This window comes from Salinicola salarius (assembly GCF_003206135.1).
Taxonomy (GTDB): domain Bacteria; phylum Pseudomonadota; class Gammaproteobacteria; order Pseudomonadales; family Halomonadaceae; genus Salinicola; species Salinicola salarius.
This window is the reverse complement of record NZ_PZJT01000012.1, coordinates 62,588-75,330: the sequence shown is the minus strand read 5'-3', so window position 1 is coordinate 75,330 and position 12,743 is coordinate 62,588. Positions and strand designations below refer to the sequence as shown.

11 protein-coding genes and 1 other RNA gene are annotated in these 12,743 nt (G+C 65.3%); 6 read left to right on the top strand and 6 right to left on the bottom strand.

Translation table 11 applies throughout. From position 1 onward, the window contains the following. Nucleotides 1-2: 2 nt before the first annotated feature. Entirely contained in the window at nucleotides 3-488 is a 486-nt protein-coding gene (secB, locus tag DOM32_RS12555; RefSeq protein WP_071232407.1) for a protein-export chaperone SecB, read from the bottom strand. Between the two features lie 112 nt (nucleotides 489-600). Further along, nucleotides 601-1,023, bottom strand: a complete 423-nt coding sequence (locus DOM32_RS12550) for a rhodanese-like domain-containing protein (protein ID WP_071232408.1) — start codon at nucleotides 1,021-1,023, stop codon at nucleotides 601-603. Nucleotides 1,024-1,554: 531 nt separating this feature from the next. Between DOM32_RS12550 and gpmI the strand changes: the two genes are divergently transcribed. The 3 genes from gpmI (at nucleotide 1,555) to DOM32_RS12535 (ending at nucleotide 5,997) form a co-directional block, all read left to right on the top strand. Then, on the top strand, nucleotides 1,555-3,159 hold the full coding sequence (gene gpmI, locus DOM32_RS12545; RefSeq protein WP_110634968.1) for a 2,3-bisphosphoglycerate-independent phosphoglycerate mutase: 1,605 nt from the start codon (nucleotides 1,555-1,557) through the stop codon (nucleotides 3,157-3,159). A gap of 45 nt (nucleotides 3,160-3,204) precedes the next feature. Then, a complete protein-coding gene (locus DOM32_RS12540) occupies nucleotides 3,205-4,383 on the top strand; it encodes a murein hydrolase activator EnvC family protein (RefSeq protein WP_244179912.1) in 1,179 nt (392 codons plus the stop codon). Between the two features lie 252 nt (nucleotides 4,384-4,635). Next, complete coding sequence (locus DOM32_RS12535; RefSeq protein WP_110634965.1) at nucleotides 4,636-5,997, top strand: S41 family peptidase; 1,362 nt, start codon at nucleotides 4,636-4,638, stop codon at nucleotides 5,995-5,997. 119 nt (nucleotides 5,998-6,116) lie between these two features. On the opposite strand, the gene DOM32_RS12530 is transcribed toward DOM32_RS12535, so the two are convergent. The 4 genes from DOM32_RS12530 to DOM32_RS12515 form a co-directional block, all read right to left on the bottom strand. Beyond that, the gene (locus tag DOM32_RS12530) at nucleotides 6,117-7,355 is read right to left on the bottom strand and encodes a UbiH/UbiF/VisC/COQ6 family ubiquinone biosynthesis hydroxylase (RefSeq protein WP_244179911.1); all 1,239 of its coding nucleotides are present in this window, start codon (nucleotides 7,353-7,355) and stop codon (nucleotides 6,117-6,119) included. Between the two features lie 66 nt (nucleotides 7,356-7,421). Continuing rightward, nucleotides 7,422-8,663 carry a 2-octaprenyl-6-methoxyphenyl hydroxylase gene (ubiH, locus tag DOM32_RS12525; protein ID WP_110634957.1) on the bottom strand — a complete coding sequence of 414 codons (1,242 nt, stop codon included), beginning with the start codon at nucleotides 8,661-8,663 and terminating at the stop codon, nucleotides 7,422-7,424. 117 nt (nucleotides 8,664-8,780) lie between these two features. Next, nucleotides 8,781-10,118 carry a Xaa-Pro aminopeptidase gene (pepP, locus tag DOM32_RS12520; protein WP_110634954.1) on the bottom strand — a complete coding sequence of 446 codons (1,338 nt, stop codon included), beginning with the start codon at nucleotides 10,116-10,118 and terminating at the stop codon, nucleotides 8,781-8,783. A gap of 103 nt (nucleotides 10,119-10,221) precedes the next feature. Continuing rightward, nucleotides 10,222-10,854, bottom strand: coding sequence for a UPF0149 family protein (locus tag DOM32_RS12515; RefSeq protein ID WP_071232495.1), 633 nt, complete (start codon nucleotides 10,852-10,854; stop codon nucleotides 10,222-10,224). A 270-nt stretch (nucleotides 10,855-11,124) separates the two neighbouring features. On the opposite strand from DOM32_RS12515, the gene DOM32_RS12510 reads away from it, so the two are divergent. The 3 genes from DOM32_RS12510 (at nucleotide 11,125) to DOM32_RS12500 (ending at nucleotide 12,663) form a co-directional block, all read left to right on the top strand. Continuing rightward, nucleotides 11,125-11,445, top strand: a complete 321-nt coding sequence (locus DOM32_RS12510; RefSeq protein WP_071232414.1) for a cell division protein ZapA — start codon at nucleotides 11,125-11,127, stop codon at nucleotides 11,443-11,445. Between the two features lie 341 nt (nucleotides 11,446-11,786). After that, nucleotides 11,787-11,971, top strand: a non-coding RNA gene (gene ssrS / locus DOM32_RS12505) — 6S RNA. A gap of 2 nt (nucleotides 11,972-11,973) precedes the next feature. After that, nucleotides 11,974-12,663, top strand: coding sequence for a 5-formyltetrahydrofolate cyclo-ligase (locus tag DOM32_RS12500; RefSeq protein WP_244179910.1), 690 nt, complete (start codon nucleotides 11,974-11,976; stop codon nucleotides 12,661-12,663). The last annotated feature ends 80 nt before the right edge of the window (nucleotides 12,664-12,743 follow it).

The window sequence follows — 12,743 nt, the reverse complement described above, 5'->3', positions numbered from 1 at the left end:
GCTTACTGCGTGGTTTCGCTGGCCTGGGCGGTGCGCTGCTTCTTCTGGGCGTACATCGCCTCGAAGTTGACCGGCGCCAGCATCAGCGGAGGGAAGCTGCCGCGGCCGACCAGGCTGTCGATGCATTCCCGGGCATAGGGAAACAGCACATTGGGGCAGAAGGCGCCCAGCGTGTGATCGAGCTGGTCGCCGGCGAGACCGGAAATGCGGAACAGGCCGGCCTGCTCGACCTCGACCAGAAACGCCGTCGCGCCGTCTTCGTTGTTGGAGACCTGCGCGGTCACCTTGACCACGACTTCGTACAGATCTTCACCCACCGATTGGCTGGTGGTGTCGAGATCCAGGCCGACCTTGGGCTTGAACGGCTGCTGGAACACGCCGGGCGCATTGGGCGATTCGAACGAGATGTCCTTCACGTAGATGCGCTGCAGGGAGAATTGCAACTGCGGCTTGTCCTGAGAACCCTGCTGATTGTTGTCTTCCGCCATGATGCGTTTCCTTTACGTTCCTGAATGACTAGCCAGACTGGTTGGCCGAAATGTCGTTGGGATGACTGGCCGGAGGCCCACGCGGCCAGGCCGACTCATTGCCGGGCCGGGATCAGCGCCGTACCACCGGCAGGCCGTCGGCCTGCCATTGGGCCATGCCGCCCTTGAGCTTGTAGACGCGCGAAAAGCCGGCCTGAGTGAGCTCGGTGACCGCGGCACCCGCCGCCTGGCCCTGCTTGCAGACCACGATGACCGGCGTGTCCTTGTACTTCTCGATCTGCGTCAGCCGCTCCTTGAGGCGCGCCTGGGGGACGTTCTTGGCGCCGGCGATGTGCCCGGCCTTGAACTCGCTGCTCTCGCGAATATCGATCACCACGCCATCTTCGCGGTTGATCAGCGAGGTGGCCTCGTTGGTGGAGACACCGGAGGCACCGCCACGCTTGGCCTCGAACGCCAGCCAGGCGAGGAGGACGACCAGGAAGGCGCTGACCAGCAGCGGATGGTTTTCGACGAATTCGAACAACTGATCGATCATGGGTCTGCCGACACTCTAATTCTGGGGCCAATGGGATCGCAAAACGCCGGCATGGCGTGCGACTCCGCCCTTGGCGCGTCTGCGTCAAACCGCGTCTTGCAATCCGGCATGGCGCCTTGGTTGCTCGGGACGCGAACGGCTGAAAATCCTGGCCCGTTAGGAGCCTGTCGGGCTTAGCACTGATCTGCTGCGAATTCCGGGCTTTTGGCCAACTTCATTCGATCGGATGCGTTAAATAACGGGCTATTCGCCTTATCCGATCGATGAACTTGACTCAAAATCCGTTTTTCTCGCGACGATCGGCCAAGCCCGGCAGACTCCTGGCGGGCGCCGGCCATTATACACGAGGGCGTCGGTGAAACGAGGCAAGTACGGGCGGGCGTGCCATTCCCGCCGGATGGCTGACCCGACCCGCCGGGTGCGCTATCCTCTGAAGCCTTGATTCCAGAATGACAGCATCGCGTCTCTCTGGTTCCAAACGCTAGGTTCCGACACGACTCACGCCGTTCATCCGATTTTTCGAGGCTTGTCATGGCAGATACTTCCAGCATTCCGCGTCCCGTTGCGCTGTTGATTCTCGACGGCTATGGCCAGAACGACAACAGCGCCAACAACGCCGTTGCCGCCGCCGATACACCGGTCATGGATCGCCTCAAGCGCGATTATCCCAATACCCTGATTCATACCGACGGCCCTTACGTGGGCCTGCCCGACGGCCAGATGGGCAACTCCGAAGTCGGCCACATGAACATCGGCGCCGGGCGGATCGTCTATCAGGATTTCACCCGCATCACCAAGGCGATCAAAGACGACGAGCTGAAGACGATCGAAGCGCTGACCGCGCCGATCGACGACGCCGTCGCCAACGGCAAGGCCGTCCATCTGATGGGGCTGCTCTCCCCCGGTGGCGTACACAGCCACGAAGACCACCTGCTGGCAGTCGCCGAGCTGGCCGCCGCGCGCGGGGCCAAGCGAATCTACCTGCATGCCTTCACCGACGGCCGTGACACCGCACCCAAGAGCGCCGGTGCCTCGATCGAGCGCGCCAACGCCAGGCTGGCCGAACTGGTGGGCGCAGATAATGGTTTCATCGCGTCGCTGGTGGGCCGCTACTTCGCCATGGACCGGGACAACCGCTGGGATCGTGTCGAGAAGGCTTACCGCGTGGTGCGCTTCGGCGAAGGCGAGCATGTCGCCGAAAGCGCCGAAGCCGGGCTGGCCGCGGCCTATGAGCGTGGCGAGACTGACGAGTTCGTCGGTGCCACCGCCGTACGACCCAACGGCGACAAGATCGTCATGGCCGATGGCGACGCCGCGTTGTTTCTCAACTTCCGCGCCGACCGCGCGCGCGAGCTGACCCGTGCATTCGTCAATCCGGACTTCGACGGTTTCGATCGCGGTGAGCAGGTCAAGCTGGCCGGTAAAGGCCTGGTGACGCTGACCCATTACGCCGACGACATCGACGCGCCGGTCGCCTTCCCGCCCCGGGATCTGGTCAACACGCTGGGGGAAGTGGCCGCGAGCCACGGCCTGACCCAGTTGCGTATCGCCGAGACGGAGAAGTACGCCCACGTCACCTTCTTCTTCTCCGGCGGTCACGAGGCCAAGTTCGAGGGCGAAGACCGGGCGCTGATCCAGTCGCCGAAGGACGTCAAGACCTACGACGAAAAGCCGGAGATGAGCGCCTTCGAACTGACCGACACGCTGGTCAAGGCGATCGAGGATGGCAAGTACGACCTGATCATCTGCAACTACGCCAACGGCGACATGGTCGGCCATACCGGCGATCTCGATGCCGCCACCAAGGCGATCGAGGCTGTCGATGTCTGCCTGGGCCGCGTCGTCGAGGCGATCCAGAAGGCCGGTGGCGAGTGCCTGGTCACCGCAGACCATGGCAATGCGGAGATGATGGTCGACCCTGAAACCGGCAATCCGCATACGGCGCACACCACGTTCATGGTGCCGCTGGTCTATGTTTGCAAAAATCAGGTTTGTCAAAACCAGGCCGGCCGCAACAAGTCCGTCAGGCTCAAGCCGGACGGGCGGCTCTGCGACCTGGCGCCGACACTGCTGCACATGCTGCATCAGCCCATCCCCGAAGAGATGACCGGTAACGTACTGATCGATGATGCGTGACGTCGGCGTACCGCACTTCATCCACCATGACAGGGTCCGCCAGACGTGAGTCGTCAGCGGGATGGGTCTGCTTTTCGGCGCGGGCCGGTCAACGGCGGCATCGTCTGTTTGCTGGTCGGCAGCCTGCTGCTGGCCGGCCCCGTTTTCGGCCAGGCCAACCCTCGGGAGGCCCGCGCCAGGCTGGATAGTCTGGCAACCGACATTCAGGCGCTGCAGGGCAAGCTGGAAGAGACCCAGGCTGCCCGCGGCGACGCCCAGGACGAGCTGGAACAGGTCGAAACGGCGATCGGCCAGACCCACAAGCGCCTGGATGCCCTTCGGACCGAACGCCGTCAGCTAGATGGCGAAGTCGACAAGCTTCAGCAGCAGCGTCAGTCGCTCGCCGCCGATCGCGAACAGCAGCGCGAGGCGCTGGCACGCCAGTTCGATGCGCTCTATCGCCTCGGCACCACACCCCAGCTGAAACTCCTGCTCAACCAGGACGATCCGGCCGAGGTCGATCGGCTGCAGCACTATCTCAATGCGCTGTCGTCGGCCCGCCAGCAGCGACTCGAAGAGCTCCGTTCGCTGAACCGGCAACTGGACGACAACCTGGCAGCGCTCGATCAGCGCCGCTCGCGGCTGAGCGAAGTGCAGTCCGATCTCGAGCGCCAGCGCCAGCAACTGGCATCGAGCCTGAAGGAGCGCCAGGCGCTGGTCGCCAGGCTCGACGGGCGCTATGACAGCGAGCAGGCACGGCTCGAGGATCTCAACCAGGATCGCGCGCACGTCGAGCGCCTGCTGGATCGCATGCAGAAGGAGCTGGCCAACCTGAAGAAGCCGCCGCCTTCCACCGCCATCCGCAAGACACAGGGAGATCTGCCGTGGCCGGTGCAGGGATCGATGCTGTCGAGCTACGGCAGCGGCGATGGCGTGAACCGCAACGGCATCCTGATCGGCGCGCCGGCGGGAACCGCCATCAAGGCCGTGCATGCCGGCCGGGTGGTCTTTGCCAACTGGATGCGCGGCTTCGGCAACCTGCTGATTCTCGATCACGGCGATGGCATCCTGACGCTCTACGCGCACCTGCAGCAGATCGATGTCGACCCCGGCCAGCAGGTCGCCAACGGGCAGACCGTGGGCGCCGTCGGCAATACCGGTGGCCAATCGCGTCCGGCGCTCTATTTCGAGGTGCGCCAGAACGGCAACCCGATCAACCCCGGCAACTGGATCGGCAAAGGCTGATCGAGCGCTGGATCATCGACCCGGCGAAACGCTATGCTGGGTTATCAAACGCCGTTCCGTTCTCGGACCGGCTCGATGTCGTCAGACGCTTTTCCATACGCCGCAACCATCGGGTTCGGCGTGTCGAGATCGCCGCCGGCAACGCATCTATCCAGCTCGAGTCGCGGAGACTGCATGAATTCAAGCCGCCCGAACCCACGGCCTTTCGGTACAGGTCTGCTCGCCAAAAAGGCCTGCCCGACAGCACATCGCATGCCGAAGACGGTTTCCGCCCCCACGCTTCTCGGCTCGCTGCTGTTCACCCTGGTGCTGGCCATGGGCCTGGCTCCCGCCGCCCAGGCGCAGGACGTCGAGACCGACAACGCGTCCAGCCAGGCCGAGCAGGATGCCGCCAACGGCTTGCCGGTCGAGGACGTCCAGACCTTCGCCGAGGTCTTCGAGCGGATCAAGCGCACCTACGTGGAGCAGGTCGACGACAAGACGCTGCTGCGCAACGCCATGCGCGGGATGCTCAGCCAGCTCGACCCGCACTCCGAATATCTCGATGCCGACGCCTTCCAGAACCTGCGCGAGTCTACCGAGGGCGAGTTTAGCGGGGTCGGTATCGAGGTCGGCCTGCGTGACGACCAGCTCACCGTCATCGCCCCGATCGACGACACCCCCGCCGCCCGGGCCGGCGTTCAACCGGGTGATCGCATCGTGGCCATCGACGGCACTCCGACCAACAATCTGAGCCTGCAGGAAGCCGTGGACCTGATGCGCGGCGAGGCCGGCACCGATATCGAACTGTTGCTGCTGCGCGACGGCGAGCAGGAACCCCGCGACGTGACGCTGACGCGCGAATCGATCCAGTCCGAGAGCGTCTCCAGCCGACTGCTGGAGCCCGGCTACGGCTATCTGCGCATCAGCCAGTTCCAGAGCCGAACCGGCGAACAGACCCGCGAGGCGCTGGCGTCGCTGATGAAGTCCGGGCCACTCGAGGGCCTGGTGCTCGACCTGCGCAACAACCCCGGCGGCGTGCTTTCCAGCGCCGTCGACGTCGCCGACCAATTCCTCTCCAGCGGTCTGGTGGTCTACACCAAGGGCCGGCTGGCCGACGATGACATGCGATTCACCGCCCACGCCAAGACGACCGCTCCCGACGTGCCGCTGGTCGTGCTGATCAATGGCGGCAGCGCTTCCGCGGCGGAGATCGTCGCCGGTGCATTGCAGGATCAGGGCCGCGCCGTGCTGATGGGAACGCGCAGCTTCGGCAAGGGGTCGGTACAGCAGGTCATGCCGCTCGGCAACGGGGACGGTCTCAAGCTCACCACCGCGCGCTACTACACGCCCAGCGGCCGTTCGATCCAGGCCGAGGGCATCGCTCCCGATGTCCGCGTGGTGCGCGGGCGGCTGGAGGTCGAAGAGAACAGCGGATTCCAGCTGCGGGAATCCAGCCTTCGCGGCCACCTGCTGAACGGCGATGCCGATCAGGTGTTGGACGATCCCGACACCCCGGTCGCCGCCGACGATTATCAGCTGGGCGAAGCATTGAACCTGCTCAAGGCGTTGAACGTGGTGCAGCGGCCTCGATCGGGGCAAAGTGCCAAGAGCGGCGAAAGCGCCCCCCCCTGAGCGGCGCCTCGAAATCAGACTGGAAAGACGCGAAACGGCTGCCTATCGGGCAGCCGTTTTGGTTCGACGGGTCACAGCTTAGAGGAGTCACAACTTCGGCGGGTCACGACAGGGGTCGATTACCGACACCGCTCGGGCAGGTCGCCATATTCGCCCAACGCCTGACGGATCAACAGCCGTTTGACCGGCATCAGCCGATCGACACCGGAAAGGCCCCAGTTGCGGGCGAGCCGCAGCGCCGGCTGGCGGCTACCGAACAGTCGCTGGAAGCCTTGCATGGCGGCGAGCATGGCCGCGTTGTCGTTGCGCCGGCGACGCTCGTAACGGGCCAGGATGCGCCTGTCCCCCGGCGGGGCGCCGCGATGCCGGGCGCGGATCCACTCCTCGGCGAGAACGGCAGCGTCCATCAGCCCGAGATTGACGCCCTGGCCCGCCAGCGGATGCAGGCTGTGGGACGCATCGCCGACCAGCGCCAGACCATCGTCGATGTAGCGCTGGGCGTGACGCTGGGTAATCGGGAAATGGGGTGCGGCGTCGATGACCTCGACATCGCCCAGTCGCCCTCCCAACCCCTGCGCCAGCTCGACCCCCAAACGGGCTCGCCCTTCGTCGGTCTCGCCCAGCGCCGTCAGTCGCCGGGCCTCGCCGGGCGTGGTCGACCACACGATCGAGCAATGGTCGTCCCGCCCCTCGACGATCAGCGGCAGGAAGGCCAGCGGGCCGGTGGCGAGAAACGCCTGGCGAGCCACACCGCCATGGCCGACGCCGGTGCGCACCGTGGTGACCATGGCGGCCTGACCGGTATCGCGCTCACGAACCGGGATTCCCGCCATGCCGCGCAGCGGGGAGTTCGCGCCATCGGCTCCGACGATCAGCGGCGCCCGGCGCTGTTCGCCATTGTCCAGCGTGATCACGGCCTGCCCGGCATCGCGAACGTAGCCGGTCAACCGCACGTCCGACAGCCACTCCACGCTGGGCAACGCCTGCAGGCGCTGCGCCAGCGCCGCCAGCAATAGCTCGTTCTCGACGATATGCCCGAGCGCGTCGACACCCACGTCGTCGGCATCGAACCCGATCTCGCCGCTGCCCTCGGCATCCCAGACCTGCATGCCACGATAGGCCGCCACCCGGCGCGCAGCGAGCCAGGGCCAGACATCCAGCGACGTCAGCAGCCGCTGCGATGCGGCGGTCAGGGCGCTGACGCGTAATGCCGGCTTACCCCGTCCCAGGGTTTCGTCGACCTCGGGTGCGGGCGCGGCATCGACGATCGTCACCCGCCAGCCGGCGTCGCCCAGCAGCAGGGCCAGTGTCGAGCCGACGATGCCTCCACCGATGATGAGTACATCGCTGTCATCCATTACGCGTTTTCTCCTGTGTACTCGCATTGTCTAACCTGGCTCGCCTGTCTGATGTGGCTCGCATGCTTAACGCTCGATCCCCATCGCACGCCTCGCCAGCGTCCGACGCAGCGGCCCCAGCGCATTGAGCCCGATCAGGCCCGCAGCACGCACATGGCCCAGCGGCGCATGATCGATACCGAAGAGTCGGATCAGACCATCGCTGAAGCGCACGATCTGCCGGGTATCGGCCGCCCGCGCGGCCTCGAATTCTTCCAGCGTCTTTGGATCGCCGGCGGAACGACTTTCCGCCCGTGCCGATTCGATGGCGGCTGCCAGGTCCATGACGCCGCGCAGCGCCAGATTGAACCCCTGGCCGGCAACCGGGTGCAGAGCATGAGCTGCGTTGCCCAGTATGGCGAGATGCGGGCGGGTCGTCTCCCGTGCCGTGACCAGGGACAGCGGATAGCTGTGCCGCTGTCCTACACGGCGGAAGCGCCCCGCGCGGTCGCCGAACGTCTGCTGCAAACGCTCGAGGAACACGCGATCGGAGAGCGCCAGCGTCTTCTCCACCTCACCTTGCCGGTGGGTCCAGACCAGTTCCATCCGGCGGCCGGCGAGCGGCAGCAGCGCCATCGGCCCTTCCCGCGTGAAGCGCTCGAACGCCCAGCCATCGTGTGCCTGGCTGACTTCGATATTGGCGATCAGCGCGGTCTGTTCGTACGGATGATGCTCGCTCTCGATGCCCAGGCGCTCCTTGAAACCGCCACGACCGCCATCGGCCAGCACGGTCAGGCCGGCATGAATGATCTCGCCGGTATCGAGCGCGAGACGATAGCCGCCACGCTCGGCCTCGAGCGATTCGACACGTGCCGGACAGTGCCAGTCGATCGGCAGTGACTCGAGACGCGCATGCAGCGTTCGCCCCATCCAGGCGTTGGGAATGACATAGCCCAGCGCCTCGACGCCGAGCTCGTCGGCATGGAGCCGGGTCGCGCCCAGGTGACCGCGTTCGCTGACATGGATATGCCGAATCGGCGCCGCTTCCATCGCCATCGCCGACCAGACCCCCAACCGCTCGAAGTGGCGCCGCGAACCGTAGGCGATCGCGCTGGCGCGGGCATCGAAACTGGGCTGGTAGGCATTGGCTTCGCCGGCGCTGGGCAGCGGCTGGGGTTCGATGATCGCGACACGCAACGGCGCCCGTTCACCCGCACGCGCTCGTTCCGCCTCGATCAAGCCGCCCAGCGCACAGGCAAGACTGGCACCCACGAGCCCGCCGCCGATGATCGCCACGTCGACCGTGGTTGCTTGCTGCGTTTGAGACATCTGTGCCAGCCTCTCCATTACGATTGGGAATTCAAAAGCCTCTAATCACGTGGCCTACAGGCCGGTTACACCTGTTACGTAATTTTCGAGACACTCTCGAGCCTGATCAAAAAATGATCAACCCTGGCCTTGCATCAGCGCTTCGATATCATCCGCCGCCTTGGGTACCTGCGAGGTCAGCACCTCGCCGCCGGCCTCGGTGACGATCACGTCGTCCTCGATTCGAATGCCGATGCCGCGATACGCCGCCGGAATGTCTTCGGCATCAGGGATATACAGCCCAGGCTCGATCGTCAGCACCATGCCCGGCTCCAGCGGTCGAGGCTCGCCATCGACCCGATAGCTGCCGACGTCATGAACGTCGAGCCCCAACCAGTGCGAGGTCGAGTGGAGATAGAAGCGCTTGTAACGCTGGGATTCGATGCAGGCTTCCAGCTCGTCCTCCAGCAGCCCGAGTTCGATCAGGCCCGCGGTGAGATCGCGCACCACGCCCTGATGAATGGCTTCCAGCGTGGCACCAGGCTTCACCGCGGCCACGGCACGCTCCTCGGCCGCCAGCACGATGTCGTAGAGCGCCCGCTGGGCCTCGCTGAAACGACCGTTGACCGGGAACGTGCGGGTGATGTCGCCAGCGTAGAGATCGAACTCGCCGCCGGCGTCGATCAGCACCAGATCGCCATCCTCGAGCGGCGCGGCGTTCTCGATATAGTGCAGCACGCAGGCGTTGGCACCGCCGCCGACGATGGTGCCGTAGGCGGGTGCCCGGGCGCCGTGCCAGACGAATTCGTGCTCGATCTCGGCCTGCAGTTGATACTCGAAGCGGCCGGGGCGACTGGCACGCATGGCGCGACGGTGCGCCAGCGCGCTGATGTGTGCCGCATGTCGCATCAGCGCCAGTTCGGCCTCGCTCTTGGTCAGGCGGAGTTCGTGGATCAGAGCGCTGACATCGGCGAATCGAGTGGGAGCAATCGCTCCGCGCCGCGCTCGTGCGCTCAATTGGCTGCGCACGCTCTCGGCGATGCCCATGGCAGCGCTGTCCGCCAGCGGCAGGTAGAGTGTCTGCCGGCCGTCCAGCAGCTCGGTCAGGTTATGGCGCTGGGTATTGTCGAAAGCCTCGTCCATGCCGTAGTCGCTCACGGCACCTTCGGGGCCGATGCGAATGCCGGTCCAGGCCTCCTTTTCAGGATCCTTCTCCTGGCAGTAGAGAATGGCTTCGCCGGCTTCACGGCCAGGCAACAGCAGCAGCAGCGCGTCGGGCTCGGGAAAGCCGCAGAGATAGTGGAAATCGCTGTTCTGGCGAAACGGGTATTCGCTGTCGTGGTTGCGCGTCTTGAGCGCGGCGCCCGGCAGCAGCACGGCGCTGCTTTCCGGCAGCTCCGCCATCAGGCGTTCGCGGCGAGCGGCAAACTCTTCCGTCGAGATCGGCGCGGGGCGCGGTAACGGCTCGGGTAACATGCGTTCTCCTTGATCATTGCGCCTCGAATCCGCAGGAGACGCCTGGAGTGTGGGCGTTGTTCGACGTCGTGCCTCGGGCAGCGGATGCCGAGGCGCGAGCGATTCAATGCAGCGACGGCGGCGTTTCACCGTCATTGGCGGCGGCCTTGCCAGCTTCGGTCTCGGCCTGCTCGCCTTCCGGCTGTTCCACCTGGGGCTGGCCGGGGTGCTGCTCGGTATAGAGCAGCATCGCCGCCATGCGGGCGTGCTCGGTCAGCGCGAAGAGATCGTTCTCGTTCTCGGGATCGTCGGCGATATCGACATCGATCGCCGACAGCTGGCCGAGATCCTCCAGCGCTTCCTTCAGGGGCGACGACCAGCCCTCGTAGGTCTCGCCATCCACTTCGTTGACGACTTCGAGAAAGCCTTGCGTCCACTCCTTGAGGCCCTGGGCCCGCTCGGAGAGCGCAAACAGCTCGTCCGGCAACAGCGGTTCGAAGTTGAGCTCGGCGGCGGACAGGGCATCCAGCGTCTGGCGGCGCCAGCCCAGCAGCACGTCGGCATCGTCGCGGCTTTCCGGCTGCTCGACGTTGAGCGCCAGACAGACTTCCTCCAGCCAGCGCTCCGCGCTCACGTCGTGCAGGCCCAGCTCGGCGCACAGACGCCCGTCGAGAAACGCCGGTGACTGCAGGCTGCCATGCACGAGAAAGACATTGGCGACGGTGGAAAAATCGAGCTGGTCGTTGATGATCGACATGTCGGCATCCATGATTGGTGATCGCGAGCGTTTGCAGGCAAGCAGCGCGGCAGCCGAGGCTGCGCGTCGCGTTGACCGCCCATAATCGGCTCTCTATAGTGACGGATCAATCGCGGTGGCAAAGCGGCTGGGGCTTCGAACCCGTTCCCGGCCTGGCCGATCACCGACCGCAGGCAGCGTGCCGAATCCTGGCGATGGCCGCTCGGCCCGCGACGCGAATGCCTGCCATCTTACCGCATCGATCTTCACCGCCCACCCCGGAGCGACATCATGAGCGACACGCCTCGCCCGACGACCGAAGTCACCCTGCTGGGCAAATCCTACGTGATCGCTTGCCCGCCGGAAGAACAGGAGCAGCTGAAACGCTCGGCTCGCTATCTGGATCGCGCCATGCACGGCATCCATGCCCGCGGCAAGGTGCTGGGCGCCGAGAAGATCGCGATCATGGCGGCGCTCAATATCACCCATGAGCTGCTGACGGCGCTGGACTCTCATCGTGCCGGCGAACAGAGCCTGAGCGACCTGAGCGAGAGGCTCGAACGCGCGCTGGCCAAGGTGGGCGAACCCGATCAGAAGACCCCTTCCCCCTGAAGCTTTCCCCTAGGGTCTGTTGACGTTTCATGCACGGCCGCGCCGGAGCCAGTTTTTGTGCGGGGCAAGGCGTGAGGAGCGTAGTTTGGTCATTCCAAATGAACGACGAATAACGCAGCACCGTGCAAAAACTGGCCCGGCCCTTCGGGTTGCGCGGCAAATGGCGCCATGCGGCGTTGCGGGATTGGAAAAGGGAACCACCCTTCTCTACATCCCGCGCCTGGCCTGGCGCCATTTGGCGCAGCAACGCGGTTCGCGCTGAAACGTCAACAGACCCTAAAACTTTCCCGAGTACCTCAATCCGTCATTGGGCAAAAAGGGTCGCTCTGCTACGATAGTGGGGTTTCCTGGAGTGTGCGCCAGTCATTACAAGTCCCTCGAGCCTATGCGCAGTACCCAGGGGGCCAAATGCTAGGCAGGCCCGTGTGCATGTCCGCGCGACGGAAAGCCTGAAGGCTTGCCTGCGGCCACCCACCTTGAACCAATAGGTTCAGGGCCAGAATGACAGCGGCACTCTGGGGAACTCTCTTGTCGTTCAAGATGACCACCGCAACGATCACCACCGAATCTGCCAGGACCGCCACGACGACGCCGATCGGCGAGTCGAACGCCAGTGGCAGCCTCGATAGACGCGAGCTGCGTCGCGAACTGCGTCGACGCCGACGCGCCCTGACCCCGCATCAACGACGCCTGGCTTCCCGCGAACTCTGTCGCCGCCTCAGAGACCTGCCCGAGCTGCAGCGCGCCCGACGCGTGGCGCTGTATCTGCCCAACGATGGCGAGATCGATCCGCGACCGCTGATCGACTGGCTGGTTGCCCGCCGCGCGCATGTCTATCTCCCGGTACTGCGCCCGCTATCCGACAACCGGCTGTGGTTCGTGCGCTATCACGCCGGCACGCGGATGACGCGAAATCGCTTCGGCATCGCCGAGCCGGATACCCGCTTCGGCGCCCATCGCGCCAACCGGCTGCCGGCCTGGGCGCTGGATATGGTTCTGCTGCCGTTGGTGGGATTCGACGACGACGGCCAGCGGATCGGCATGGGGGGCGGTTTCTACGACCGCACTTTTGCCTTCGTCCGTCACCGGCGCCCCAGGCCGCGCCTGATCGGGCTCGCCCACGACTGCCAGCGCGTCGGCTCGCTCCCCGTGGCCAGTTGGGATGTGCCGCTGGATGCGATCGTCAGCGACCGGCGGATCGTCAAGCCAGGACGCTGAGGATCGGCGACGCTCGAGAGGCCAGGCCAACCCCGCAAACGACGACGGCCGGCAGCGTTTCCGCTACCGGCCGTCTCCAG

Excerpts from the sequence above, each read along its gene's own strand:
- secB (WP_071232407.1), bottom strand. The coding sequence starts at position 488 with ATGGCGGAAGACAACAATCAGCAGGGTTCTCAGGACAAGCCGCAGTTG.
- DOM32_RS12550 (WP_071232408.1), bottom strand. The coding sequence starts at position 1,023 with ATGATCGATCAGTTGTTCGAATTCGTCGAAAACCATCCGCTGCTGGTC.
- gpmI (WP_110634968.1), top strand. The coding sequence starts at position 1,555 with ATGGCAGATACTTCCAGCATTCCGCGTCCCGTTGCGCTGTTGATTCTC.
- DOM32_RS12535 (WP_110634965.1), top strand. The coding sequence starts at position 4,636 with ATGCCGAAGACGGTTTCCGCCCCCACGCTTCTCGGCTCGCTGCTGTTC.
- DOM32_RS12530 (WP_244179911.1), bottom strand. The coding sequence starts at position 7,355 with ATGGATGACAGCGATGTACTCATCATCGGTGGAGGCATCGTCGGCTCG.
- ubiH (WP_110634957.1), bottom strand. The coding sequence starts at position 8,663 with ATGTCTCAAACGCAGCAAGCAACCACGGTCGACGTGGCGATCATCGGC.
- pepP (WP_110634954.1), bottom strand. The coding sequence starts at position 10,118 with ATGTTACCCGAGCCGTTACCGCGCCCCGCGCCGATCTCGACGGAAGAG.
- DOM32_RS12515 (WP_071232495.1), bottom strand. The coding sequence starts at position 10,854 with ATGTCGATCATCAACGACCAGCTCGATTTTTCCACCGTCGCCAATGTC.
- DOM32_RS12510 (WP_071232414.1), top strand. The coding sequence starts at position 11,125 with ATGAGCGACACGCCTCGCCCGACGACCGAAGTCACCCTGCTGGGCAAA.